Genomic DNA, 25,602 nt, shown 5'->3' with positions numbered 1-25,602 from the left:
TCTCGTGGATAAGCGGGAAAAAGTATCTCTCCCTCTCGACCCTCATCGCCTCCGCCATCGGCATTGCCGGCGTGCTGCTGCTGCTCTTCGCCTGGCACCTGCCGCCATTCGCCGCCGCCAATCCCGCGACCGAGAACGCCTACCTGCGCGGCAAGGTCACGCAGCTTGCGCCGCAGCTGTCCGGCTACCTGTCCGAGGTCGCGGTGAGCGACTTCCAAAGCGTGAAGCAGGGCGACCTGATCGCCAGGATCGACCCCTCGACCTACCGCCAGAAGCTCGCGCAGGCGCAGGCCAGTCTCGAGGCGGCACGCGCCGCGGTGGACGTGGCCGAACAGAGCGTGCGCTCCGCCGTGGCCACCGAACACGCCTCCGAGGCGGCGCTGACCTCGGCGCAGTCGGCGCTGGAGACCGCGCAGACCGACGCCACGCGGATGACCACGCTGCGCGAGCGCGGCGTCACCTCGCAGTCGAGCGCCGACCAGACCGATCTGGCGCTGCGCCAGGCGCAGGCCTCGGTGCGGCAGGCCGAGGCACAGCTGCAGGTCAGCCGCGAGGCCACCGCCAGCGCGCGCCTGCAGATCGCCGCGCGCAAGGCCGATGTGACCAGCGCCGAGGCCGCGGTGGAGCTGGCGAAGATCGACCTCGACCACACCGAGATCCACGCTCCGGCAGACGGCACGCTCGGACAGGTCTCGGCGCATGTCGGGCAATATGTGACCGCGGGCACCACGCTGGTCAGCCACGTCGGCACCGACCTGTGGGTGATCGCCAACCTCAAGGAGACCGCGCTTGCCGGCATCCGCTCCGACCAGCCGGTGCGCTTCACCGTCGACGCGCTCGGCGGCCGGGCCTTCCGCGGTCACGTGCAGGGTTTCTCGCCCGCCGCCGCCTCGGAGTTCAGCCTGCTCGCGGGGTCGAACGCCACCGGCAACTTCACCAAGATCGCACAGCGCCTGCCGGTGCGGATCTCGATCGACCCAGGCCAGGATGCCGCCGCGCTGAGGCCCGGTTTCTCGGTGGAGGTCGAGGTTCAGACCGGCAGCGCGGGCTGACGGGCCCCGGCCGAGGGGGCTCTGCCCCCGACCGCCTGCGGCGGTCTCCCCCGGCGTATTTGGAAAGAGAGGACGCACGGACCGAAGAAGGGCGGCCCCGAGGGCCGCCCTTTCGTATGTCTAGCACCCTTGCGGCGGAACGGTCAGCCGAGCGCGTAGCCGGCGCCGCGCACGGTGCGCAGCGGATCCTCGCCGCCGTGGGCGCCGAGCGCCTTGCGCAACCGGCCGATGTGCACGTCCACGGTGCGCGTGTCGACGTAGATGTCGCGGCCCCAGACCCGGTCGAGCAGCTGCTCGCGCGACCAGACCCGGCCCGGCTTTTCCATGAAGGTCGAAAGCAGGCGGAACTCGGTCGGGCCGAGCTTCAGCTCCTGACCGTCGCGGGTGACGCGGTGGGTCTCGGAATCGAGCACGATATCCTCGAACTCGAGCCGGAGCCCCGCCGCCGCCGGCCGCGCCCGGCGCAGCTGCGCCTTCACCCGCGCCATCAGCTCGCGCAGGCTGTAGGGCTTCACCACGTAGTCGTCGGCGCCGGTGTCGAGGCCGCGGATGCGGTCCACCTCCTCGGAGCGGGCCGAGAGCATGATGACCGGCAGGCCACGGGTCTCGGAGCGGGTCTTGATCTGCCGGCACACCTCGATGCCCGAAAGGTTCGGCAGCATCCAGTCGAGCACCACCACGTCGGGGGCTTCCTCGTCCAGAAGCACCAGCGCCTCCTCGCCGTTGCCGGCGGCGGCGACGCGGAAGCCCTCGGCCTCGAGGTTGTAGCGCAGCACTTCACGCTGCGCCGGCTCGTCCTCGACGACCAGGACCGTCGGTTGATCTGCGGCCATGGCTTACCCCAGGTCCGCGCCGGAGCTGAGCGCCGGGTCGGAGGAGGTGCGGTCTTCCTTGATCCGGTCTTCCTTCGGCATCTCGCCGGTGGCGAGGAAGATCACCTGCTCGGCGATCGCCGTCACGTGGTCGCCCATCCGTTCGACGTTCTTGGCGATGAAATGCAGGTGCATGCAGGAGGTGATGTTGCGCGGGTCCTCGAGCATGAAGGTGAGGAACTCGCGGAACAGCGTGTTGTACATCTGGTCGACGTCGCGGTCGCGGTCGATGACGTCATGCGCCAGCGCCTCGTCGCGGCGGATGTAGGCGTCCAGCGCGTCCTTCAGCATCAGCTCCACGTCGCGCGACATGCGGCGCAGCGCGGTGGCCGAGCCCTCGATCTGCGCCAGCTGCGACAGCACCGAGGTGCGCTTGGCCATGTTCTTCGACAGATCGCCGATGCGCTCGAGGTTGGAGGCCATGCGCATCACCGAGAGCACCACCCGCAGGTCGCGCGCGGTCGGGCCGCGCAGGGCGATGACCTTGGCGGCCTCGTCGTTGAGCAGCTCTTCGAGAGCATCGATGGCCTTGTCGCCGGCCACGACCTTGTCGGCCAGCTCCTCGTCGCGGCTCTCGAGCGAGAGCGCCGCGTCGTGGATCGCCGCCTCGACGAGGCCGCCCATCTTCAGGATCTGCGCCTGGATCGCCTCGAGGTCGCGGTCGAAGGCCGAGGCGATGTGTTTCTTCAGCTCGTCGGTCATGACTTATCCGATCCGTCCGGTGATGTAGGATTCCGTGCGCGGGTCCACGGGGTTGGTGAAGATCTGGCTGGTGTCGCCGTATTCAACGAGGTTGCCGAGGTGGAAGAAGGCGGTCTTCTGGCTGACGCGCGCCGCCTGCTGCATCGAGTGCGTGACGATAACCACCGAGTAGTTCTCGCGCAGCTCGTCGATCAGCTCTTCGACCTGCGACGTGGCGATCGGGTCGAGCGCCGAGCAGGGCTCGTCCATCAGCAGCACCTCGGGCTCGGTGGCCACGGCGCGGGCGATGCACAGGCGCTGCTGCTGACCACCCGAAAGGCCGGTGCCCGGCGCGTCGAGACGGTCCTTCACCTCGTTCCAGATCGCGCCGCGGCGCAGCGCCTTCTCGACGATCTCGTCGAGCTCGGCCTTGTTCTTCGCAAGCCCGTGGATACGCGGCCCGTAGGCGACGTTGTCGTAGATCGACTTAGGGAACGGGTTCGGCTTCTGGAACACCATGCCCACCTTGGCGCGCAGCTGCACCGGGTCGACGCGCTTGTCGTAGATGTCCTCGCCGTCGAGCTCGATGAGCCCCTCGACGCGGCAGATGTCGATCGTGTCGTTCATCCGGTTCAGGGTGCGCAGGAAGGTGGACTTGCCGCAGCCCGACGGCCCGATGAAGGCGGTCACGGTCTTGTCGAGGATCTCGACGTTCACGTCCTTGATGGCGTGGGTGTCGCCGTAATAGACCTGCACGTCACGGGCGGAGATCTTGCTTGCGTTGGTGTCCACTTCGGTCTTCCTCAATGGCGAGTCGTACATCGTAAGTATCCTTATACCTTACCAGCGGCGCTCGAACTTGCGGCGCAAGACGATGGCGAGGAGGTTCATGGCCAGCAGGAACACGAGCAGGACGATGATCCCGCCCCAGGCGCGTTCGTAATAGGCGGGGTCCGCCCTCTTGGCCCATTCGTAGATCTGCGCGGGCATCGCCGAGTTCGGCGACAGGAAGCCCGAGAAGACCCCTTCGGGATAGTTGGTCGCGATATAGCCGACCATGCCGATCAGCAACAGCGGCGCGGTCTCTCCGAGCGCCTGCGCCAGGCCGATGATCGTGCCGGTCAGGATGCCGGGCATGGCCAGCGGCAGCACGTGGTGGAAGGTGGCCTGCATTTTCGAGGCGCCGACGCCAAGCGCGGCATCGCGGATCGACGGCGGCACGGCCTTCAGCGCGGCGCGGGTCGAGATCACGATGGTCGGCAGGGTCATCAGCGTCAGCGTCAGGCCACCCACAAGCGGTGCCGATTGCGGCAGATGCGCGAACTGGATGAAGGCCGCGAGGCCGAGGATGCCGAAGACGATCGACGGCACCGCCGCGAGGTTGGAGATGTTCACCTCGATGAAGTCGGTGAAGCGGTTCGTGGGCGCGAATTCCTCGAGGTAGATCGAGGCCGCGACGCCGATCGGCAGCGCCAGCAGCAGCACGGTGATCATCATGAAGAGCGAGCCCAGCATCGACACACCGAGGCCGGCCTGCTCGGCGCGGCTCTCGGAGGCGTCGGCGCCGGTGATGAACTCCCAGTTGAAGCTCTTGTGCACCACGCCCTGCGCGCGCAGCGCATCCACCAGGTCGAGGTGCTCGGCGTCGATGTTCTTGTCCTGCGCAATGCTCTCGCGGCTGACGCGGCCCTTGAGGTAGCCGTCGACGCGGCTCGAGGCGAGGATCTGGAAATCCACCGTCTCGCCGACGCGGTCGGGGTTGGCCAGCACCCAGTCGCGCACCTTGGCGGCGGCCGAGGCGGAGATCATCTGCTTCACGTCGCCGCCGTCCTCGAGCGGAGTCTCGGCGCCGCTGTCGACGATGACCTTCCACAGCGAGTTCTGGATCAGCGGGCTGTAACCGAAGGTCGAGACCTTGGCCATTTCCTCGGGATCGCGGTTGCCGGTTTTGTCGAGCTTGGCTTCTTCGAGATAGACCGGCACCTCGATGAAGGTCTGCTGGAAGGCGCCGATGCCATTGGCGATGATCGCCCCCAGCAGCACCACGAGGAAGAACACCCCCGCGCCGATGGCCGCGAGGCCGTACATGCGAAAGCGCTTCTCGGAGGCATTGCGCTTCTTGGTGCGCGCGTCGACGGTCAGCAGGCCGTGCTTGGCGGGCTCTTTCCCGCCGGTGTAGGTCGCGTCGGTCATCAGTCGTACTGCTCCCGGTATTTGCGCACGATGTAGAGTGCGAAGACGTTGAGGCCGAGGGTCATGACGAAAAGCGTCATGCCGAGGGCGAAGGCCACCAGCGCCTCGGGCGAGGCGAAGTCCGCGTCGCCGGTGAGCTGGCTGACGATCTTGGCGGTCACGGTGGTCATGGCGTCGAAGGGGTTGAGCGAGAGCCGTGCCGCGGCCCCTGCCCCCATCACCACGATCATCGTCTCGCCGATGGCGCGCGAGGCGGCAAGCAGCACGGCGCCGACGATGCCGGGCAGCGCGGCGGGCAGGATCACCTGCTTGATGGTCTCGGACTTGGTGGCGCCGAGCCCGTAGGAGCCGTCGCGCAGCGACTGCGGCACGGCGTTGATGATGTCATCCGACAGCGAGCTGACGAAGGGGATGAGCATGATGCCCATCACCAGCCCCGCGGTCATCACCGCGGTGCCCGCCTGCATCCAGCCCAGCCCGTCGCGCCCGAAGACCGAGAGCAGCAGCGGGCCGACCGTCAGCAGCGCGAAAAGACCGTAGACGATGGTCGGGATGCCGGCCAGCAGCTCCAGCGCCGGCTTGGCCACCGAGCGGAACTTCGGCCCGGCGTATTCCGACAGGTAGACGGCGGCAAACAGGCCGATCGGCACCGACACCAGCAGCGCGATGAACGAGATGTAGAGCGTGCCCCAGAGCAGCGGCCAGATGCCGAGCTCGGATCCGCCGCCGAAGCTCGGCGCCCAGGTGAAGGAGCCGAAGAACTCCGAGGCCGGGTAGATGCGGAAGAACTCGATGGTGTTGAAGACCAGCGACAGCACGATGCCGATGGTGGTCAGGATGGCGATCGATGCGGCGCCGACGAGGATGCCGCGGATGCCGCGCTCGACGGAATTTCGGGCGCGGAAGTCGGGCTTGGTTTGCGCCAGCGCCAACGCGCCGCCAAGCAGCGCAAGGCCGATCACCACGATCGCGCGCAGCAGGTTTCCGGTCGCATTCGTCGCGCGGTAGCTCTGCGCCGCGGCCAGGACCTCGGGGGTGATCTCGGTGCCCACGGCGACCCCGGCGGATCCCAGCGTGCCGCGGACGTCGGAGCCGGTCACCGAAAGCTCGGAGGCCTCGCCCGCGCTCAGCAGCCCCTGCTCGACCGCGAGGTCGAGACCGTCGGCCACGCGCCGCACGTCGGACATCACGAGCCCGATGGTCGATCCTTCGGGGATCGCGGTCTCTGGCAGCAGGCTGGTGGCCTTGGTGTTCACCATGAAGGGTTGCGCGATCAGCCAGAGGATCAGCGCGAGAAAGGCCGGCACCATCACCTTCATGGCGACGTTCCAGCCGTAGTAGCTTGGCAGCGAGTGAAGTGCGCGACGATCGTCTCCGGCGCCGGAGATGGCGCGCGTGCGCCCCGCGACATAGCCCGCGACGGCCAGCGCGAGGACGATCAGGATCAGCCAAAGAACAGGCATCGGGCCCCCAGGTTAGTCCGGTGATCACTCACCAAAAAGGAAAACGGAGGGCAGCACGCGGCCGCCCTCCGGACATCGGACATCTGTCCGATTACATGCTTTCGCCCATGGTCACTTCGTCTGCAACCTTGGCTTGGGTGTCGGCCAGCTCGGGGTCGGACACGAGGCCATAGTTGGCGAGCGGGCCATCGGGGCCGGCGATCTCGTCGGCGACGAAGAACTCTGCGTATTCCTTCAGGCCGGGGATGACACCGATGTGGGCCTTCTTGATGTAGAAGAACAGCGGGCGCGACACCGGGTACTCGCCCGAGGCGATGGTCTCGGTCGAGGGCTCGATGCCGGACATGGTCGCGACCTTGAGCTTGTCGGTGTTGTTTTCGTAGAACGCCAGGCCGAAGACGCCGACGCCGTTGGCGTTGCTGTCGATGCGGGCCAGGGTCTCGGTGTAGTCGCCGTCGATGTCGACCGATTTGCCGTCGGTGCGGACCGAGATGCAGGCGTCTTCCGCGTCATCTTCGGACATGCCCGAAGCAACCATGGCTTCCAGCGCGCCGGTGGTCTCGCAGCCAGCCGCGAGTACCTTCTCTTCGAAGACTTCGCGGGTGCCGTGCTTGGTGCCCGGGATGAAGGCCGCGATCTCGACGTCCGGAAGATCGGCGTTGAACTCGGACCACTTGGTGTAGGGGTTGTCGACCAGCTCGCCGTCTTTCACGACTTTCGGCGCCAGGGCGTTATACCAGTCGGCCGGTTCGAACGCGGTGAAGGCCGGGCCGTCTTTCTGCGAGGCGAAGACGATGCCGTCATAGCCGATGCGGACTTCGATGATGTCGGTCACGCCGGCGTCGGCGCAGGCCTTGATCTCTTTTTCGCGGATGGCGCGCGAGGCGTTCGCGATGTCGATGGTGTTCTCGCCAACGCCTTCGCAGAAGCGCTTCAGGCCAGCGGAGGAGCCACCCGATTCCACGACGGGGGTCGGGAAGTCGAAGTTCTCGCCGAAGGCTTCGGCGACGATCGAGGCGTAGGGCAGCACGGTCGACGAGCCGGCAACCTGCACGTTGTCACGTGCGGCAGCAGCGGTGGCCGAAGCAGCGGCGAGCGCGAGTGCCGAAACGGCGAGTTTCACGGATTGCATAGGAATGCTCCTGTTGGGTCAGATACAGCCCCCCGGTCGGGGACCTCGAAGCGGTGCCTAGGGGTCGTGCGCAATGCTTTTGTGACACTAGTGTAACGCTTTTATGACAGCCGTCGGAGCATCTGGATCAAGATCCGGAAAAGCAGCAAATTCATGCTTATTTCCAAGGGATTTACAAAGGTAACTCCCCACGGAGATTTCGAAAAATTTACGTCACGGAACACCAAGAGAACGATCCTTTGGCGGTCGCCAGAGCTACGCATACACGTAAAAGATGAGGATTTATGACAGCCCGTCCGGAAACCTGCCGCCCTGCCGCTGGCATCGTGGCCAGGGCGCGGATTCAAGCGAAACTGCAGAATCGCCTGGAATGCCGTCAGGCGTCCTCGCCGCGCGGCGGCGCGGCCCGCAGCGGCAGGATCACCCGGAAGGTGCTGCCCTTACCGGGGGTGCTTTCGATCCTCAGCCGCCCGCGGTGGCGGTTGACGATGTGCTTGACGATCGCCAGCCCGAGACCCGTGCCGCCCATCTCGCGCGACCGATGGCTGTCGACCCGGTAGAAGCGCTCGGTCAGCCGCGGGATGTGCAGCGGATCGAAGCCCGGGCCGGTATCGATCACCTCGATCTCCACGCCCTCGGCGCGCAGCCGGGGATGATAGGCGGGCTCCGACAGGCGCAGCGTGACCTGCGCGCCCTTGCCCGAGTATTTGATCGCGTTTTCGATAAGATTCACCATGACCTGCCGGAGCTGGTCCGGATCGCCCGCGATCTCCAGCGGAGTGTCGGGCAGCTCGGGGACCAGCGTCACCCCGGTCTCCTCGGCCACAGGCGCGAGGCCGCTCATGACCGAGGTCAGAAGGTCCGGCAGATCGACGGGCTCGGTCGGGCGCACCCGTTCCTCGGCCTCGAGCCGGCTGAGCGACAGCAGATCGCCCACCAGACGTTCCATGCGGCCGGCCTCGTTGCCCATGATCTCGAGGAAGCGGTCGCGGGCGGCGGCATCCTCGCGGGCGGGGCCGCGCAGGGTCTCGATGAAACCGAGCAGCGCGGTCAGCGGCGTGCGCAGCTCGTGGCTGACGTTGGCCACGAAGTCGCGGCGCATCTGCCCCGCCTGTTCCATCTGCGTGACGTCGGCAAAGGTCAGCAGCACGCCCTGCCCCTTGGACAGCGGCACGGCGCGGCAGGTGACGTCATAGGCCGCGTCCTGCCGTCCGTCGCTGGTCAGGTAGCGGGTCCGGCGCGCGGCGCCGTCGCGCAGCGTGCCCTCGATCGCGTCGAGCAGCACCGGCTGGCGCAGAACAGTGATGAAGTGGCGCTCCTCGAGGCCTTCGCCCAAGAGGGCCACGGCCTCGGCATTGGCGGCGTCGATCCGCTCGTCCCGGCGGATCAGCACCGCCGGGAGAGGCATGGCAGCGATCAGATCGCGCGCCTCGGCCTTCATCAGAGCGCGCTCGCGGCCTTGAGGCCGCTCTCGAAGACCTCGAGCAGCGCCTCCGGCTCTTCAAGGCCGACCGAGACGCGGAAGAAGCCCTCGGAGATGCCGAGCGCCGCCCGGCCCTCGGGCGTCAGCGCGCGGTGCGAGGACGAGGCCGGGTGCGAGAGCGTGGTGCCCACGTCGCCGAGCGTCGGGGCAAAGGCGATGCCCTGCGCCGCTTCGGTGAAGGCATTGGCCGCCGCGCGCCCGCCCTCCAGCTCGAAGCTCAGCATGTTGCCGGGGTTGCCGCGCAGCACCGATTGCGCGCGGGCGGCATCGGGATGATCGGCGCGGCTCGGATAGAGCACGCGCTTCACGCCGGGCTTGCCGGTGAGGAAGTCCGACAGGCGCTGCGCCGTCTCCTGGCTCTGCCGGAAGCGCAGCGGGAAGGTCATCAACCCACGCTCGGCCAGCCAGCAATCGAAGGGGCTGGCGGTCAGCCCCGCGGTCACCGCGAAGACGCGGATGCGCTGGTTCACCTCGGGATCCTTGGCGGCGACCCAGCCCAGCGTCACGTCGGCATGACCGGCAAGCAGCTTGGTCACCGAGTGGATCACGATGTCCGCGCCGCGCTCGACCGGCTTGATCGCTGCGGGCGTGGTGAAGGTGTTGTCCACCGCCAGCAGCACGCCCTTCTCCTTGCAGAGCGCGGCGATGCCGTCGAGATCGGCGATGCGCAGCGTCGGGTTCGACACAAGCTCGATCAGCACCAGCTTGGTCTCGGGGCGGAGCGCAGCGGCAAAGGCGTCGATGTCGGTCGGATCGGCCAGCGAGGTCTGAATACCCATGCGCGGCAGGTCCTCGGCCATCATCCGCAGCGAGCGGCCATAGAGCTGATCCGCCCCCAGCACGTGATCGCCAGCGCTGAGCAGCCCCAGCAGCACCGCCGAGACGGCGGCCATGCCCGAGCCCATGACGATACCGCCGGTCATCCCCTCGAGCGCATCGATGCGCTGCGCCAGCATGTCGGCGTTGGGGTGCCCCTCTCGCGCATAGGTATAGCCGGAGGTGACGCCGTTGTACTGGTCGTCGAGCGAGTCCGGGCTGTCGGAGGCGTAGACCACCGCGGGCATGATCGGCGTGACAACCGCCGAAGAGACCGAGCCGGGAACGGGGATTGGGCGGATGAGCGTCTTGCGGGTGTCCATGTGGCCTCCATATTTCGGCCACAGGCTTTGCACAGCGCCCCGGTCAGGACAAGAGCGAGAATATCGGCGAATTTCCGCCCACATCCAGCTGTAAACAAATTGTCGAAAACTCGCGATTTTTGATGACAATTCAGCGAGCAACCTCAGTAAAACATGCACAATCCGGTCATTCGCACGCGACTGTTTACTGTCGCATGTTTTACACTCGTGTAAGGAGAAGTTTGCAAAAATTTGGGTTGCCTTTGGCCCAAATCTTAACACATCCTGAGAGTGTAGGTGGGGGCACCTACAACCCACAGGAGCGTCGATAGAGATGCAGAATGATCCTCTCGATGTACGCTGTAGTGAGTGCGGCAAGGCTGCTCAGTTCTTCGAGCCTTTCCGGTTTACCTGTGTCGTACGGCTGCCTGAAGTGCCCGAGAATTCCCATGTCTGGGGCCGTGTTGTCGTAGAAGAACTCTTTCCCGAGCAGTTCAGCTGGGAACAGCCCGCCTGTGACAAGCCGAAGTTCCTGCAGCCCGGTGAAACCGGCGAGGGCTACCGGCTGAACACGCGCGGGATGGTCTGGTGCAAGGCCTGCAAGACCTTCGAGGCCGCCACAATTTCCTGGCCGGAAGATGCCTTCTGGAAGCTGAACGTGAAGGGTCACGAACTGGTCGCGCGCAATCGCGATCACGCCGAGCAGATCCTCGGGTTCCTGCAGGAAACGCAGCGCGCGCCGAACCGGAAACCCGCCCTGCGCGGCATTCCGACGGCGCTGCTCACGCGGCGGCTTCAGCAGGAAGTCAGCAGCAAGCTGGAACACGCGCTGGCCACCGCCTGAGGGCCAGCGCTCCCGGTCTCAGACCACGGCAAGCCCGGCGCGAAAGCGTCGGGCGTTTTGCTGGTAGTTCAGCGCCGATTTGCGCAGCCCCTCAATGGCGGCCTCGTCGAGCTGGCGCACCACCTTGCCGGGCATGCCCATCACCAGCGAGCCATCGGGGATTTCCTTGCCCTCGGGGATCAGCGCGCCCGCGCCGATCAGGCAGTTGCGGCCGATCTTGGCGCCGTTGAGGATCGTCGCCCCCATGCCGATCAGGGAGTTCTCGCCGATGGTGCAGCCGTGCAGCATCGCCTTGTGGCCGATGGTGCAGCCCGCGCCGATGGTCAGCGGGTAGCCCATGTCGGTGTGGCACACGACGTTTTCCTGCACGTTGGACCCCGCGCCGACGCGGATTTCCTCGTTGTCGCCGCGCAGGGTGCAGCCGAACCAGACCGAGCTGCCCTCCTCCATGACGATCTTGCCGATCAGGTTGGCGTCGGGCGCGACCCACGCGCTCTGGTGCAGTTCGGGCGCGATGCCGTCCAGTGCGTAGATCGTCATGCGTCGCCCTCCTCGAATTCCGCCTGCAATGCCCGCACGTGGTTCAGCAGCCCGGGCTGCTGGGTGCGGCGCAGGCGGGTGGCGGTGATGATGCTCTTGAGCTGCGCTTCGGTCTGGTCGAGGTCCTCGTTCACCAGCACGAAGTCGTAGGAGCCCCAGTGCGAGATCTCGTCCCAGCTCTTCTGCATGCGGCGGTCGATGACATCGGCGCCGTCCTGGCCGCGCGCCTCGAGCCGGCGCTTCAGCTCGGCGATCGAGGGCGGCAGCAGGAAGATCGACAGCGTGTGCAGCCCCAGCTCTGAGTTGGTGATCTGCTGCGCGCCCTGCCAGTCGATGTCGAAGAGCACGTCCTGCCCGTCGATGATCGCATCGCGCACCGGACCCTTGGGGGAGCCGTAGAAGTTGCCGAAGACATGCGCGTGCTCGAGCATGTCGCCGCTCGACACCGCCTTCTTGAACTCGCTTTCGGCCATGAAATGATAGTCCTCGCCGTCCACCTCCCCGGGGCGCGCGCCGCGGGTGGTCGCCGAAACCGAGAAGATGATCGACGGATCCCAGGCGCGCAGCCGCTTTGCCAGGGTCGATTTGCCCGCGCCCGAGGGCGAGGATAGGATGATCAGGAGGCCGCGCCGTCCGTTCATGTTGGTCTTACTCCACGTTCTGCACTTGCTCGCGCATCTGGTCGATGACCGTCTTGAGGGTCAGGCCGATCTGCGTCAAGGCGGCGGAGCCGGATTTCGAACACAGCGTGTTCGCCTCGCGGTTGAATTCCTGCATCAGAAAGTCCAGCCGGCGGCCCACCGCCCCCTCGGACGCCAGCAGCTCGCGCGCGGCCCCGATGTGGGCGGTCAGCCGGTCCAGTTCCTCAGTGACATCGGACTTCACCGCGATAAGCGCCAGCTCCTGCGTGAGCCTGGCCTCGTCGAGGCCATGGGCCGGGTCCAGAACCCGCGCGACCTGGGTGCGCAGTTTCTCGGCCTGCTCGTCACGCCGGGCCTCGACCGCCTCGGCGGCCTGCGCCACCAGCGTCTCGATCTCGGCCAACTGCGCGGACAGGATCTCGGCGAGGGCCGCGCCCTCATGGCGGCGCATCTCGCCGAATTCGGCCAGCGCCTCGCCGAAGGCCGCCATCAGCTCGGCGCGCAGCGGCGCAATGTCCTTGGGCGTGGCATTGCTGCTCAGCACGCCGCGCAGCGCGACGATCTGCGCCGCGCTCGAGGGCGACAGCACCAGGCCCTGCCCCGCCGCAGCGCCCTCGATCCGCGCCATGGCCGACAGGATGCGGGTCAGCGCGGCCTCGTCGAGCTCGGCGGCGCTGTCTTCTCCGGCGCCCTGCAAGCGCAGGGAAATCTGCACGTTGCCTCGTGTCAGCGCCTTCTGCACGGCGCTGCGGACCTGCGGCTCCAGCCCCTCGATCCAGTCCGGCAGGCGCAGCCGCAGTTCCAGCCCCTTGCCATTGACACCGCGCAGCTCCCAGCCCCAGCGGAGACCCGCCGTCTCGCCGCTGCGCGAGGCGAAGCCGGTCATTGATTGCCGCATGTCTGCCCCCTCTCGAAGTTCTCTCCGGGCCCCGCACCCGCGCGCCCTGCCCTTCGGCCTAACCTTCCGTCACGCGGCTGTCCACCCGGCGGGATAAAGCCAGCGTTAACCTTTCAGACACAATTATGGCGAAATCCGGTCGCATTTGAGGTAACTTCACATTCAATGCGTGGAAGACTGTCTCGGGGCTTCAGACGTGCCGCGCAGATGTTAAGATCGGAGAACGCGAATGTTTGAATTGGGTGGCGACGGCAAGGGTGTGGTATCGATGACCGAGCGTGAGAAGGAGCAGCGCCTCGCGGCTCTGAAACAGATCGAGAGCTATTGGCGCGAGCTTCTGGGCGAAGACGGCCAGGTGCCGCTGCGCAGCCAGATCGACCCCCGCGGCATCGAGAGCGCCCTGGAATACGCCTTCCTCGGCGAGCGCATCGCGCCGATGCTGGCCAAGCTGCGGGTCGCGGGCACGCATCTCAACGACATCATGGGGCTCGACATGGCCGGGATGCCGCTCTCGACGCTGATCGCCCCCGAGGACCGCGAGCAACTGGGCGCCGCGGTCAGCAAACTGTTCTCCGACGGGCTGGTCATCCGCCTGCATCTGGTCGCCGAAGAGGGCTTCGGCAAGGGCCGGCTGACCGGCGACATGCTGCTGCTGCCGCTGCGCTCCGATCTCGGCGACATGAGCCGGATGATCGGCGCGCTGGTGACCCACGGCCGGCTTGGTCGCACGCCGCGCCGATTCCGCATCGAGAGCATCTCCATGCGCCCGCCGGTTGCCGGTGAACACCCCCAGTTCACGGACCCATCGGACGCCCCCAAGGCCACCCTGAAGCCACCGCTGCAGGGCTTGTCGGAAGACGCCGCCGTCTACCGCCCCGCTCCAGCACAGTCGCGCGACGGCAAGCGGCCGCCCTACCTCCGGCTGGTCATCTCGAACGACGACTGAGGGCCCACCGCGGCGCAGGCGATTGACACGCTGGCGCAGACGATTGACACGCGGACCAAATACGGAAAAGGCGCGGCCTCCTGCGAGGCCGCGCCTTTCTTCATGCGCCTTGAAAGCCAGTACCGGGCGCGATCATTCCGCCGCGATCGGCAGCGGCTGAAGCTCCTGCAGCACCGGGTGGTATTCCTTCTGGGTTCCGGCATAGGCCAGCGTCGCGCGCAGCATGCCGGCCTTGGAGCCGCAGTCGAACCGGTCACCGGAGAAGCGGAAGCCGCAGAGGCCGACCTTGTCGGCGCCGAGCGCGATGGCGTCGGTGAGCTGGATCTCGCCGCCGAGGCCCGCCGGAAGCCCGTCGAGTTCGGCAAAGATCGACTCGTCGAGTACGTAGCGGCCGACGACGGCCTGAAGCGAGGGGGCCTTCTCGGCCTCGGGCTTCTCGACCATGCCCGACGCGCGCAGCATCTGGCCCTCGGCCTCGCCCTCGGGGACGAGCACGCCGTAGGCCGACACCTCGTCGCGCTTCACTTCCATCGTGGCGACCATGTGGCCCGGCTCGCTGGTCTCATAGGCCGCGATCATCTCCGACAGGCAGCCCTCTTCGCTGACGATGAGATCATCGGGCAGGATCACCGCCACCGGTCCGGGCAGCGCGTGCTCGGCGGCGCAGAGCACCGCGTGGCCAAGGCCCAGAGGCTCGGGCTGCATGACGAAGAACACCTGTTCCTCTTCGGGGTTGATCGCCGCCTCGTCGAGCGTGTCGGCGATCTTGTGCTTGCCGCGCTCGCGCAGGGTCGCGCAGAGATCGTGGTCCTGGTGGACGTAGCGCTCGATGGCGCTCTTGCTGGGGTGCGATACGAAGATCATCCGCTCGATCCCGGCGGCGCGCGCCTCGTCGATGGCGAACTGCAGCAGCGGCTTGTCGAGCACCGGCAGAAGCTCTTTCGGCGTCGCCTTGGTGGCGGGCAGGAAACGCGTGCCGAGGCCGGCAACGGGGAAGATCGCAGTACGGACTTTGGTCTTGCTGGTCTTCTTGTCGGGCGTGCTCACGTCGTGGTCTCCTTTCGGCGGCCTGTTAAAAGGCCGAAGTGTAAATTGAACCCTGTCGCCTGGCGCGGTCTGCTGGGCGCATCCGCTGCGGTGCGGCGAATAGGTAAAAGCCTATGGCCATTTTGGCGCAGGTCAAATCCGGGGCAGTCGGCCGTGAGCGGCGGACCGCCCAAGGCTTTGTTTTTACGTACCTCATGGGAACGTCTAACCCGGCACAAGGGTTCCATGCTTAAAATTTAGGCACAACCTGAAGGGGAAAACATCCCTGTTCTGTCAGGGACTTGAAGGAAATCAACCTCGCAACTGCAGAAAAATTTCGCGAGCAGCGGTGGCCTTCGGGGAACAATCCCCTATTGTCAGCGTTATCACGAAAACAAAGACGGAGAGAGCCCCACGGGCCGTCAACGGTGCCTGTTCAGGCAGCGGCCCCACATGTGTCATGGACGGACAGAGCATGCAAACCCCGCCCGCGCAGCCCCGCAGCCTTACCGGCCCCCGCCGCGCCACGCCCTACTCCCGCCTCACGGTGATCGGCATGGGGAGCTGGGGAACCGCCCTCGCCGCCACGGCCGCCCGCGCCGGATGCGAAACCCGGATCTGGGGGCGGCGCCCCGATCTTGCCCGCGCCATGGCCGAGACCGGCGAGAACCCCGACCACCTGCCCGGCATCGAATTGCCCGCCACGCTCCGGCCCACCTCGGATCTGCGCGAGGCGCTGGAGAACACCGAGGCGGTTCTGCTGGTCACCCCCTCCCACACGCTGCGCGACGTCGCCCGCTCGATGCGCGAGCATCTGCCCCCAGGCATCCCGCTGGCGCTCTGCTGCAAGGGCATCGAGCGCGGCACCGGCTACCTGCTGAGCCATGTGGTCGAGGAAGAGCTGCCCGGCCATCCCGTCGGCGCGCTCTCCGGCCCGACCTTCGCCACCGAGACCGCGCTGGGACACCCCACCGCCGCCACCGTGGCCTTCAATTTCAGCCATCACGACCGCATCGAACCGGAGAAGGCTCCCGCCGCCCGGCTCGCGCTGACCATGCAAACCGATGCCTTCCGTCCCTACGTGTCGGATGACCTCGTCGGCGTCGAGGTCGGCGGCGCGGTGAAGAACGTGATCGCCATCGCCTGCGGCATGATGACCGGCGCGGGCTTCGCCGAGAACACCCGCGCGGCGCTGATCACCCGCGGCATGGACGAGATGAAGTTCCTCGCCGAGGCGCTCGGCGGCCGCCGCGAGACGGTCACCGGCCTCGCCGGGGCCGGCGATCTCACGCTCACCTGCTCGTCGACCACCTCGCGCAACATGGCGCTCGGCACCCAGCTCGGGCGCGGTCTGGCGCGCGAGGAATGCTTCGACGGCAAGCCGGTGGTGGTCGAGGGCGAGGTCAACGCCGTCTCGGTGGTCGACCTCGCGCGGCGCCTCAGCGTCAGCATGCCGATCTGCGAGGCGGTGCACGCCGTCCTGCACGAGGGCGCGCCGCTCACCGCCACTTTCCAGCAGCTCTGGGCCGCCCCGATCGAGGGCGAGCCCCGGGCGCTCGACCTATTCCTGCATCCCCACGAAGGAGACCCCGCATGAGCCTCGACACCACGAAGGCCCGAGACATCGCCACATGCCGCTTCGTGCTGGCCACCGATCTCGACGGAACCTTCCTCGGGGGCTCCGACGCGGACCGGGGAACGCTTTACAACTGGATCGAGGCCAACCGCGACACCGTGGGTCTGATCTTCGTCACCGGCCGCGACCCGCGCTTTATCCGCGAGCTCTGCGAAGGCGGCGTGCCCTGGCCGGAGTTCGTCGTCGGGGATGTCGGCACCACCATCGCCGAGGTCGTCGACAGCGAGATCCATCCCATCGAGCCGCTCGAGGAAGAGATCGCCGAGACCTGGGGCAATGCCGGGGACACCGTGCGCGCCGCGCTCGAGGGCCACCCCGGCCTTTCCCTGCAGCCCACCGACTTCCGCTACCGGGTGAGCTACGACCTCGACGCCGAGGCCTATGACGGCGGCGCCCACGACAAGGTGCGCGAGATGGGCCATGACCCGCTGGTCTCGGACAACCGCTATTTCGACGTGCTGCCGCGCGGCGTCTCCAAGGGGCCATCGCTGCGCCGACTGGTGTCGCACCTCGGGATCGAGGAACGCCGGGTGCTGGCCGCGGGCGACACGCTGAACGATCTATCGATGCTGCAATGCGGCCTGCCCGCCGTTGCCGTCGGCGGCGCCGAAACGGCGCTTCTCAAGGAGGTGAACGACCTGCCCCATGTCCACAAGGCGGAGCGCATCGGCGCCGCGGGCATCCTCGAGGCAATCCGCACCTTCGACATGCACGACCTTCCGAAAGGAGCCTGACCCATGCCCAGTGATCTGGTCATCGTCTACCACCGCCAGCCCTACGAAGAGGTCGAGGTGGATGGAAAGATCGAATACCGCGAGAACAAGAGCCCGAACGGCATCGTTCCCACGCTGAAGAGCTTCTTCGGCTCGGTCGACAAGGCGGCCTGGGTCGCGTGGAAAGAGGCCGAGGATCCCTCGAACCCCGGCTTCGACCGCGTTGTCGAGATCGAGGACAGCTTCGGCAAGTACACCGTCTCGCGCCTGCCGCTCACCGCCGAACAGGTGCGCAGCTTCTACCATATCACCTCGAAAGAGGCGTTCTGGCCGATCCTCCACGGCTTCAAGGAAAAGTACAACTACGACCCCGTCGACTGGCCGACGTTCCGCGAAGTGAACTGGGCCTTCGCCGAGGCCGCCGCAGCCGAAGCCGCCCATGGCGCCTCGGTCTGGGTGCACGACTACAACCTGTGGCTGGTGCCCGGCTACCTGCGGCAGATGCGCCCCGACCTGCGCATCTCCTTCTACCACCACACGCCCTTCCCGGCCGCCGACATGTTCAACGTGCTGCCCTGGCGCGGCGAGATCATCGACTCGCTGCTTGCCGCGGACGTGGTGGGCTTCCACATCCCGCGCTACGCCTCGAACTTCCTGAGCTGCGTGCGAAGCCTGCGCGACGTCGGCCAGGTGCCGCGCACCAAGGTCGCCGAGGACATGATGTCCGAGGGCTCGGCGCTGTCGGACCGCACAGTGCCCACCGAGATCCACATGGATGACGGCCATATCGTGCACCTCGGCGTGACGCCGGTGGGCGTGGACGTCGACTACATCAAGGGGCTTGCCGGCACCGAGGACACCGACAAGCTCGCCGCCCGCTTCCGGTCGGAAATCGGCGATGGCAAGCTGCTGCTCTCGGTCGGGCGCACGGACTACACCAAGGGCGGCGCCGACCAGCTTCTCGCCTTCGAGCGCCTGCTGGAACGCCGCCCCGAGCTGCGCGGACAGGTCCGCCTGCTGCATGTCTCGGTGCCCGCCAACCGCAACATGACGGTCTACGAGCCGATCCAGAAAGAGCTGGAGGAGATCGCCGGCCGGATCAATGGTCGCTTTGGCAGCTTCACCTTCCAGCCCTGCGCCCTTATCTCGCGCGCCATCCCCTTCGTCGAGCTGGTGGCCTGGTACCAGGTGGCTGACGTGGCCTGGATCACGCCGCTTGCGGACGGGATGAACCTCGTGTGCAAGGAATACGTCGCCTCGCGCAAGGATGGCGACGGTGTTCTGGTGCTCTCGGAGTTCGCCGGCGCCGCGGTGGAGCTGGGCGCTGCCGTGCTCACCAACCCCTGGTCGACCCGCGCCATGGACTTCGCCATCGACCTCGCGCTCGACATGCCCGAGGAGGAGCGCCGCGCCCGCATGACCCTGTTGCGCGCCGCCGTCGAGAAGCGCGACACGCGGCACTGGGCCTCGGACCAGCTCTCGCTGCTCTCGCCGAAAGACTTCGGCAAGAAGTCCGAAAAGGGCGAAACCGAAGCCGCCTGAGCGTGTCTGCCAACCAGATAGGAAGGCCCCGCCAGAACCTCTCTGGCGGGGCCTTCTCCGTTGACGCGAAAGGTCGGACCCTCAGTCCGCCATTTCCCGCTTGCGCATCGGCATCCGGTCGATCACCGCGAAGAGCTGATCCGGCGCGAGCACCGCGTCCTCCTCCAGCTTCACGCCGCCGTCCTTGCCGACCAGCACCAGCTTGAACCCGCCGGGCGAAAACGCCTGGCGTATCGGTCCGGGATTGCGGGCCTCGAGATCGCTCAGCACGACGATGTCGCGGTCCCGCAGCGCCTGCTCGGCATCGCGGAAGAGCGCCATCTGCCGCTCGTAGCTGTCATCTCCGGCCTCAGGCGCGAAGAGCAGCACCGGCCGGCTGTCCCAACGCATCTCTGCGAGATCGCGCTGCTCGGCGGGCAGCGGACGGAAGATATCCTGCTCGCCCGCGGCAAACACCGGGGTGGCAAAGGTGGTAACGGCGGCAAGGCCGAAACGCGTCAGCGGGATCGGGCGTCGTAACATCTGGAGTCTCCGTGTCGGTTTCCATGTCCTTCACGGGATCTACGCACCAGGGCCGGGTTTGGTTCTCTGGCATTTGCGTGAGTGGCGGCGCGCCGCCAGCGCGCGGCGGGGCGCTCCAAAAGCAAAGAGCGGGCTCAGGGCCCGCTCTCGCGTTAAGTCTTTCGATCCGTGTCAGGCCGAGGCCACATCCGCCGGGCTCTGGCGCAGCGCGGTCAGCTCCTGCGCCACGAGGAACGCCAGTTCCAGCGACTGCGAGGCGTTGAGACGCGGATCGCAGGCCGTGTGGTAGCGATCCGACAAGCTTTCGTCGGAGACCGCGTAGAGGCCGCCGGTGCATTCGGTCACGTCCTGACCGGTCATCTCGAAATGCACGCCGCCGGGTACGGTGCCCTCGTCGCGGTGCACGGCGAAGAACTCGCGCACCTCGCTCAGCACCGACTCGAACGGACGGGTCTTGTAGCCCGAGGCCGACTTGATGGTGTTGCCGTGCATCGGATCGCAGGTCCAGAGCACGTTGGCGCCCATCTCCTTGACCGTCTGGATGAGTTTCGGCAGGTGGTCGGCCACCTTGCCGGCGCCGAAGCGCGCGATGAGCGTCAGACGGCCCGCCTCGTTGTCGGGGTTCAGCTTCTCGATCAGCACCTTGAGATCCTCGGTGGTCATCGAGGGGCCGCACTTGAGGCCGATGGGGTTCATCACGCCGCGGGCGAATTCCACATGCGCGCCGTCGGGCTGACGGGTGCGGTCGCCGATCCAGATCATGTGACCCGAGCCCGCGAGCCACTTGCCCGAGGTCGAGTCGACGCGGGTCAGCGCCTCTTCGTATTCCAGAAGCAGCGATTCATGGCTGGTGTAGAAGTTCACCTGGTGCAGCGCGGCCGAGCGCGAGCTGTCGATGCCCGCCGCCTTGATGAAGTCCAGCGTGTCCGACAGGCGGTTGGCCATCTCGCGGTAGCGCGCGGCCTTCTCGCCCTCGACGAAGCCGAGCGTCCAGGAATGCACCTCGTGCACGTCGGCGTAGCCGCCGGTCGAGAAGGCGCGCAGCAGGTTCAGCGTGGCGGCGGCCTGCGTGTAGGCCTGCAGCATCTTCTGCGGGTTCGGCTGACGCGCCTCGGGGGTGAAGGCGAGATCGTTGATGATGTCACCGCGGAAGCTCGGCAGCTCGACGCCGTTCACGGTTTCCGTGGGCGCGGAGCGCGGCTTGGCGAACTGGCCGGCCATGCGGCCCACCTTCACCACGGGCACCTTGGCGCCATAGGTGAGCACCATCGCCATCTGCAGCATCACCTTGAAGGTGTCGCGGATGGAGTTTGCCGAGAACTGGTCGAAAGCCTCGGCGCAATCACCGCCCTGCAACAGGAAGGCCTCGCCGCGCGACGCCTTGCCCAGCTCTTCGCGCAGACGCCGGGCTTCGCCGGCAAAAACCAGCGGCGGATATTTCGAAAGCTGTGCCTCCACTGCGTTCAGAGCTGCCTGGTCCTGATAGTCCGGCATCTGAATCCGCGGCTTGGTTCTCCAGCTCGATTTGCTCCACTCGGTCATGGCTCTCTCCCGACGACACTCCGTTAGCGTAAACGTCTCCGTAAAAACGTCCTGTGGCTATACCGAAGAGAGGGTCTCAAAGCCATAGGGAAAAGCACCCGAAGCGCCATTGCGTCAACCGGACCCGGATGCGCAGGAAAAGTGCAGCCCGCGATGCAGCTTTCGTCACAAAAGCGACATGTCTTGACGCTGGAAGGCTTTCCTGCCCATGTGGCCCTCGCCTGCCCCCCGCGCGGCAGGTGTCCAGCAAGGATCCGCGCGATGACCGACCCGCGAGTGCCCGCCGCACCAGCCAGTGCCACGAAGCCGCGTCGCTTTGTCTTTGTTTTGCTGTCTGATTTTACCCTTCTCAGTTTCTCGGCCGCGATCGAGACCCTGCGGATCGCCAATCGGATGGCCGGGCAGACGCTCTATGAGTGGCAGCTCACCGGCGCCGAGGGCGACACGGTCCGTTGCTCCGCCGGCGTGGAGTTCAAGCTCGATTGCGCGCTCCCCGAGCTCTCGCGCGACGATACGATCCTCGTCTGCGGCGGCATCGACGTGCACCTGGCCACCAGCCGCAAGCTGCTGGGCTGGCTGCGCCGCGAGGCCCGGCGCTGCCAGGCGGTCGGCGGGCTCTGCACCGCCAGTTGGACGCTTGCCAAGGCCGGATTGTTGGATGGCAAGCGCGCCACCATCCACTGGGAGAACCACGACGGCTTCGCCGAGGAGTTCGAAGAGGTGGAGCTGTCGAAGCGGATTTACGTGATCGACGGCAACCGGATGACCGCCGCGGGGGGCACCGCCTCGATCGACCTCATGCTGAAGATCATCGCCGACGATCAGGGATCGGACCTCGCCAATGCCGTTGCGGACCAGTTGATCTACAGCTCGATCCGTACCGACCAGGACACCCAGCGCCTGTCGGTGCCGACCCGCATCGGCGTGCGCCACCCCAAGCTCAGCCAGGTCATCCACCGCATGGAGGCCAATATCGAGGAGCCGATCAGCCCTGCGGTGCTGGCCAAGGAGGTGGGCATGTCCACCCGCCAGCTCGAACGGCTGTTCCGCCGCTACCTGAACCGCTCGCCGAAGCGCTACTACATGGAGCTGCGTCTCCAGAAGGCGCGGAACCTGCTGATGCAGACCGACATGAGCGTGATCAACGTGGCGCTGGCCTGCGGCTTCGCCAGCCCGTCGCATTTCTCGAAATGCTACCGCGCGCACTACCAGACCACGCCCTATCGCGAGCGCGGCACCTCGGGCACCCGGGTCGAGAGCTAGCCGTCCTGTTCCGAGGGCAGCATCCGGTAGAGCGTGCCCTCGGTCTCCGACAGGAACCAGATCGCCCCGTCGGGGCCCTGGTCGACGTCGCGCACCCGGCCCGTTTCCGGGGCCTCGATCCGCTCGACCTCGGCCAGCGGATCGCCCGACAGCCGCGAGATGAAGTCGAACTTCAGCGAGCCGACCAGCGCATCCCCCTCCCAGTCCGGAAAGGCGCTGCCTTGCAGGAAGACCATGCCCGAAGGCGCGATGGAGGGATCCCAGTAGGTCTCGGGCTGGGCCATGCCCTCTTTCTCGGTGCCCTCGCCGATCTGCGCGCCGGAGTAATGCGTGCCGTAGGAGATCACAGGCCAGCCGTAGTTGATACCCTTCTCGATCAGGTTGACCTCGTCGCCGCCCCGCGCGCCGTGCTCCGCGACCCAGAGCCGCCCCGCGCCATCCAGCGCCGCGCCCTGCGGGTTGCGGTGGCCGTAGCTCCATATCTCGGGCTGCGCACCCTCGGTCTCGACGAAAGGGTTGTCCTGCGGGAAGGTGCCGTCGCGGTGCAGACGCAGCACCGAGCCATTGTGCCGCGACAGGTCCTGCGCCGCCGCGCCCTCGCCGCGGTCGCCGATGGTGACGAAAAGCGTGTCCTGCGGCCCCTCGACCAGCCTGGAGCCAAAGTGCCGTCCGCCGCTGGAACCCGGCGTCATCTCGAAGATCGTCCGGACCTCGGCCAGCGTCTCGGCCCCTTCGGGCAGCACCGCGCGCAGCACCGCCGTGCCCGCGCCGCGCTCGGTCTGCGCCTTGGCATAGGTCATGAAGATCTCGCGGCTCTCGGCAAAATCGCCCGGCACCAGCACGTCGAGCAGACCGCCCTGCCCGGTGACCTCGATCTCGGGAAGCCCGGCCAGCTCGGTCGCCTCGCCATTGCGCACCAGCAGCAGCCGGCCTTCTTTCTCGGTGACCAGCACGCCGCCGCCCGGCAGGAAGTCGAAACCCCAGGGCATGTCGAGCCCGGCGACCACCGGCGTGATCTCCACCTCGCCCGCGCTGGTCTCGAGCGCGGCGGCGGGCGACACCTGAAGCATGAGCCCTGCGGCAGACAGGGCGGCGGCGACGGAAACGTCGGAAAAGCGGATCGCTCTGGGGCTCAAGGGGCGGACCTCCTGCAAGGGAACATGCCCCAAGACATGGTGCGCAGATCGCCGGCGACCAGCCCGAACGCCCGTCGCTTTCGGCAATGTGATTGACGTTGCGAGAGCGAAATATTGCTGCGTCGATCGCTCTTTTCTTTTGTATTTGCCCCGCATAGGCTCCGGCCCTGAATAACAAGTAACCAACTCGGGAGATACCCAATGAAGAAGTGGCTTCTGGCCTCTGCGCTGCCGCTCGTCACCGCCGGTGCCGCCTACGCGGACGAGGCCAAGATCGGCGTCATCCTCGGCTTCACCGGTCCGATCGAATCCCTGACGCCCTCGATGGCGGACAGCGCCGAGCTGGCGCTGACGGAAATCAACGAGAGCGGCAACTTCCTCGAGAACGTGACGCTGGCGCCGGTGCGCGCGGATTCCACCTGCATCGACAGCGCCGCGGCCACCGCCGCCGCCGAGCGCCTGGTGACCACCGACGGCATCGTCGCCATCATGGGTGCCGACTGCTCGGGCGTGACCGGTGCCGTGCTGTCGAACGTCGCCGTGCCGAATGGCGTGCCGATGATCTCGCCTTCGGCGACCTCGCCGGCGCTCTCCTCGGTCGAGGACAACGGCCTGTTCTTCCGCACCGCCCCCTCCGACGCCCGCCAGGGCGAAGTGCTGGCCGGCATCCTCGGCGAGCGCGGCATCTCCTCGGTGGCGGTGACCTACACCAACAACGATTACGGCAAGGGCTTCGCCGACGCCTTCGAGGCGGCCTTCACCGCGGCCGGCGGCGAGATCACCCTCGCGGCACCGCATGAAGACGGCAAGGCCGACTACTCGGCCGAAGTCGGCGCGCTGGCCTCGGCCGGCGGCGACGCGCTGGTGGTGCTGGGCTACTCGGACCAGGGCGGCAAGGGCATGATCCAGGCCTCGCTCGACACCGGTGCCTTCGACACCTTCGCCATGGGCGACGGCATGTATTCCGACGCGCTGCTCGCCGATCTCGGCAGTGACATCGACGGCTCCTTCGGCTCCGTGCCCTGGGCCGAGGGGGAAGGCGCGGACAAGTTCGCCGAGGTGGCCGAGGCCGCAGGCGTGAACGCCGAGAGCACCTACACCCGCGAGAGCTACGACGCCGCGGCGCTGATCGCGCTGGCCATGGCCAAGGGCGGCGAGCCGTCGTCGGCCGCGGTCGCCGCGAACATCCTCGACGTGGCCAACGCGCCGGGCGAGCCGATCCTGCCGGGCGAGCTCGGCAAGGCGCTGGAGATCCTCGCGGGCGGCGGCGACATCGACTACGTCGGCGCCACCAACGTCGAGCTGATCGGCCCCGGCGAAGCCGCCGGCACCTATCGCTACTACGAGGTCAAGGACGGCGCGTTCGAGACCGTTTCGTTCAAGTAAGCGACAGACCAAAGCGCCCGGGGCCAAGGCTCCGGGCGCGTTCCAAGGCAAGGGCGCGGAAGAACACGCGCTGCAAAGAAACAAGCAAAACGCGGGCATGAAACGGGCCCGCTGGGGAAACAAGATTTGATCCGCGTCGAAAACCTGCACCGCCATTTTGGCGGGTTTCGTGCCGTTGACGGGGCCAGCCTGGAGATCGCCAAGGGCTCGATCACCGGGCTCGTCGGTCCCAACGGCGCCGGCAAGACCACGCTGTTCAACGTCGTCGCCGGGGCGCTCGCGCCCACCTCGGGCCGGGTGCTCATGGATGGCGAGGACGTCAGCGGGCTGCCACCGCACGAGCTGTTCCACAAGGGGCTGCTGCGCACCTTCCAAATCGCCCATGAGTTCAGCTCGATGAGCTGCCGCGAGAACCTGATGATGGTGCCCGGCAACCAGTCCGGCGAGAGCCTGTGGAACGCCATCTTCGGCCGCGGTCGCATCGCGCAGGAAGAGGCCGCCCTGCTGAAGAAGGCCGACGAGGTGCTCGACTTCCTGACCATCTCGCATCTCAAGGACGAGAAGGCCGGCAACCTCTCGGGCGGCCAGAAGAAGCTGCTCGAGCTCGGCCGCACGATGATGGTCGACGCCAAGATCGTCTTCCTCGACGAGGTCGGCGCGGGGGTGAACCGCACGCTGCTGAACACCATCGGCGACGCCATCCTGCGGCTCAACCAGGAGCGCGGCTACACCTTCTGCATGATCGAGCACGACATGGATTTCATCGGCCGCCTGTGCGACCCGGTGATCGTCATGGCCGAGGGCAAGGTGCTGGCGCAGGGCACGGTCGAGCAGATCAAGTCGGACGAGGCGGTGATCGAGGCCTATCTCGGCACCGGCCTGAAGAACAAGGAGATGATCGGCGGATGATCGGCTTGTTCGACAGGAATGGGGGCGCTGTCCCCGCGAGCCAAGGGCTCGCAAACCTGCAAGG

The 25,602-nt window shown here is 66.9% G+C and carries 24 protein-coding genes; 9 read left to right on the top strand and 15 right to left on the bottom strand.

Going from position 1 to position 25,602, the window contains the following annotated elements:
• Positions 1-71 precede the first annotated feature (71 nt).
• Positions 72-1,052: an HlyD family secretion protein gene (locus tag LC039_RS02565; RefSeq protein WP_226621487.1), complete on the top strand. Its 981-nt coding sequence runs from the start codon at positions 72-74 to the stop codon at positions 1,050-1,052.
• Between the two features lie 143 nt (positions 1,053-1,195).
• Here the strand turns inward: LC039_RS02565 and phoB are convergent, their stop codons facing one another.
• The 8 genes from phoB to LC039_RS02525 form a co-directional block, all read right to left on the bottom strand.
• The gene (phoB, locus tag LC039_RS02560) at positions 1,196-1,885 is read right to left on the bottom strand and encodes a phosphate regulon transcriptional regulator PhoB (protein ID WP_226621486.1); all 690 of its coding nucleotides are present in this window, start codon (positions 1,883-1,885) and stop codon (positions 1,196-1,198) included.
• A gap of 3 nt (positions 1,886-1,888) precedes the next feature.
• Positions 1,889-2,626, bottom strand: coding sequence for a phosphate signaling complex protein PhoU (gene phoU / locus LC039_RS02555; RefSeq protein ID WP_226621485.1), 738 nt, complete (start codon positions 2,624-2,626; stop codon positions 1,889-1,891).
• Positions 2,627-2,629: 3 nt separating this feature from the next.
• Entirely contained in the window at positions 2,630-3,427 is a 798-nt protein-coding gene (pstB, locus tag LC039_RS02550; protein ID WP_226621484.1) for a phosphate ABC transporter ATP-binding protein PstB, read from the bottom strand.
• A gap of 18 nt (positions 3,428-3,445) precedes the next feature.
• Positions 3,446-4,798, bottom strand: coding sequence for a phosphate ABC transporter permease PstA (pstA, locus tag LC039_RS02545; RefSeq protein ID WP_226621483.1), 1,353 nt, complete (start codon positions 4,796-4,798; stop codon positions 3,446-3,448).
• Entirely contained in the window at positions 4,798-6,261 is a 1,464-nt protein-coding gene (gene pstC / locus LC039_RS02540; protein WP_226621482.1) for a phosphate ABC transporter permease subunit PstC, read from the bottom strand. The genes pstA and pstC overlap by 1 nt, the downstream gene beginning before the upstream one ends.
• A 91-nt stretch (positions 6,262-6,352) precedes the next feature.
• Complete coding sequence (locus LC039_RS02535) at positions 6,353-7,393, bottom strand: substrate-binding domain-containing protein (RefSeq protein WP_226621481.1); 1,041 nt, start codon at positions 7,391-7,393, stop codon at positions 6,353-6,355.
• Positions 7,394-7,769: 376 nt separating this feature from the next.
• Positions 7,770-8,834, bottom strand: a complete 1,065-nt coding sequence (locus LC039_RS02530) for an ATP-binding protein (RefSeq protein WP_226621480.1) — start codon at positions 8,832-8,834, stop codon at positions 7,770-7,772.
• Positions 8,834-10,015, bottom strand: coding sequence for a trans-sulfuration enzyme family protein (locus tag LC039_RS02525; protein ID WP_226621479.1), 1,182 nt, complete (start codon positions 10,013-10,015; stop codon positions 8,834-8,836). Before LC039_RS02525 ends, LC039_RS02530 begins: the two co-directional genes overlap by 1 nt.
• 313 nt (positions 10,016-10,328) lie before the next feature.
• Here LC039_RS02525 and LC039_RS02520 point away from each other — a divergent pair, with 313 nt between their 5' ends.
• Complete coding sequence (locus LC039_RS02520; RefSeq protein WP_226621478.1) at positions 10,329-10,838, top strand: hypothetical protein; 510 nt, start codon at positions 10,329-10,331, stop codon at positions 10,836-10,838.
• Between the two features lie 18 nt (positions 10,839-10,856).
• Here LC039_RS02520 and LC039_RS02515 read toward each other — a convergent pair whose 3' ends face one another.
• From LC039_RS02515 to LC039_RS02505, 3 genes are read right to left on the bottom strand one after another with little or no spacing between them, the layout of a single operon-like run.
• Positions 10,857-11,378 (bottom strand): gamma carbonic anhydrase family protein, encoded by a 522-nt coding sequence (locus LC039_RS02515; RefSeq protein ID WP_226621477.1) that lies wholly within the window; start codon positions 11,376-11,378, stop codon positions 10,857-10,859.
• Entirely contained in the window at positions 11,375-12,019 is a 645-nt protein-coding gene (gmk, locus tag LC039_RS02510; protein WP_226621476.1) for a guanylate kinase, read from the bottom strand. The genes LC039_RS02515 and gmk overlap by 4 nt, the downstream gene beginning before the upstream one ends.
• A gap of 7 nt (positions 12,020-12,026) precedes the next feature.
• Entirely contained in the window at positions 12,027-12,917 is an 891-nt protein-coding gene (locus LC039_RS02505) for a YicC/YloC family endoribonuclease (RefSeq protein WP_226621475.1), read from the bottom strand.
• A gap of 229 nt (positions 12,918-13,146) precedes the next feature.
• Here LC039_RS02505 and LC039_RS02500 point away from each other — a divergent pair, with 229 nt between their 5' ends.
• A complete protein-coding gene (locus LC039_RS02500; protein WP_226621474.1) occupies positions 13,147-13,863 on the top strand; it encodes a PAS domain-containing protein in 717 nt (238 codons plus the stop codon).
• A 132-nt stretch (positions 13,864-13,995) separates the two neighbouring features.
• Here LC039_RS02500 and LC039_RS02495 read toward each other — a convergent pair whose 3' ends face one another.
• The gene (locus LC039_RS02495) at positions 13,996-14,910 is read right to left on the bottom strand and encodes a UTP--glucose-1-phosphate uridylyltransferase (protein WP_226621473.1); all 915 of its coding nucleotides are present in this window, start codon (positions 14,908-14,910) and stop codon (positions 13,996-13,998) included.
• 454 nt (positions 14,911-15,364) lie between these two features.
• Between LC039_RS02495 and LC039_RS02490 the strand changes: the two genes are divergently transcribed.
• From LC039_RS02490 to ggpS, 3 genes are read left to right on the top strand one after another with little or no spacing between them, the layout of a single operon-like run.
• On the top strand, positions 15,365-16,486 hold the full coding sequence (locus tag LC039_RS02490; RefSeq protein ID WP_226621472.1) for an NAD(P)H-dependent glycerol-3-phosphate dehydrogenase: 1,122 nt from the start codon (positions 15,365-15,367) through the stop codon (positions 16,484-16,486).
• Positions 16,483-17,259 (top strand): HAD family hydrolase, encoded by a 777-nt coding sequence (locus LC039_RS02485; RefSeq protein WP_226621471.1) that lies wholly within the window; start codon positions 16,483-16,485, stop codon positions 17,257-17,259. The genes LC039_RS02490 and LC039_RS02485 overlap by 4 nt, the downstream gene beginning before the upstream one ends.
• 3 nt (positions 17,260-17,262) lie before the next feature.
• Complete coding sequence (gene ggpS / locus LC039_RS02480; protein ID WP_226621470.1) at positions 17,263-18,780, top strand: glucosylglycerol-phosphate synthase; 1,518 nt, start codon at positions 17,263-17,265, stop codon at positions 18,778-18,780.
• Between the two features lie 81 nt (positions 18,781-18,861).
• Here the strand turns inward: ggpS and LC039_RS02475 are convergent, their stop codons facing one another.
• Positions 18,862-19,302 (bottom strand): DUF4174 domain-containing protein, encoded by a 441-nt coding sequence (locus LC039_RS02475; RefSeq protein ID WP_226621469.1) that lies wholly within the window; start codon positions 19,300-19,302, stop codon positions 18,862-18,864.
• Positions 19,303-19,473: 171 nt separating this feature from the next.
• Positions 19,474-20,844, bottom strand: a complete 1,371-nt coding sequence (locus LC039_RS02470; protein ID WP_226621468.1) for a class II 3-deoxy-7-phosphoheptulonate synthase — start codon at positions 20,842-20,844, stop codon at positions 19,474-19,476.
• 261 nt (positions 20,845-21,105) lie between these two features.
• Between LC039_RS02470 and LC039_RS02465 the strand changes: the two genes are divergently transcribed.
• Positions 21,106-22,107 (top strand): GlxA family transcriptional regulator, encoded by a 1,002-nt coding sequence (locus LC039_RS02465; protein ID WP_226621467.1) that lies wholly within the window; start codon positions 21,106-21,108, stop codon positions 22,105-22,107.
• Here LC039_RS02465 and LC039_RS02460 read toward each other — a convergent pair.
• On the bottom strand, positions 22,104-23,177 hold the full coding sequence (locus tag LC039_RS02460) for a PQQ-dependent sugar dehydrogenase (RefSeq protein ID WP_226621779.1): 1,074 nt from the start codon (positions 23,175-23,177) through the stop codon (positions 22,104-22,106). The two genes, LC039_RS02465 and LC039_RS02460, sit on opposite strands and share 4 nt — an antisense overlap.
• 267 nt (positions 23,178-23,444) lie before the next feature.
• Between LC039_RS02460 and LC039_RS02455 the strand changes: the two genes are divergently transcribed.
• Positions 23,445-24,629 carry an ABC transporter substrate-binding protein gene (locus LC039_RS02455; RefSeq protein ID WP_226621466.1) on the top strand — a complete coding sequence of 395 codons (1,185 nt, stop codon included), beginning with the start codon at positions 23,445-23,447 and terminating at the stop codon, positions 24,627-24,629.
• Positions 24,630-24,755: 126 nt separating this feature from the next.
• Positions 24,756-25,538 (top strand): ABC transporter ATP-binding protein, encoded by a 783-nt coding sequence (locus LC039_RS02450; protein WP_226621465.1) that lies wholly within the window; start codon positions 24,756-24,758, stop codon positions 25,536-25,538.
• Positions 25,539-25,602: the final 64 nt, after the last annotated feature.

It is taken from the genome of Alloyangia pacifica, from assembly GCF_020524285.1.
Taxonomy (GTDB): Bacteria; Pseudomonadota; Alphaproteobacteria; order Rhodobacterales; family Rhodobacteraceae; genus Salipiger; species Salipiger pacificus_B.
Note: the sequence above shows the minus strand (reverse complement) of the source record. Positions and strands in the feature narration are given on the sequence as shown.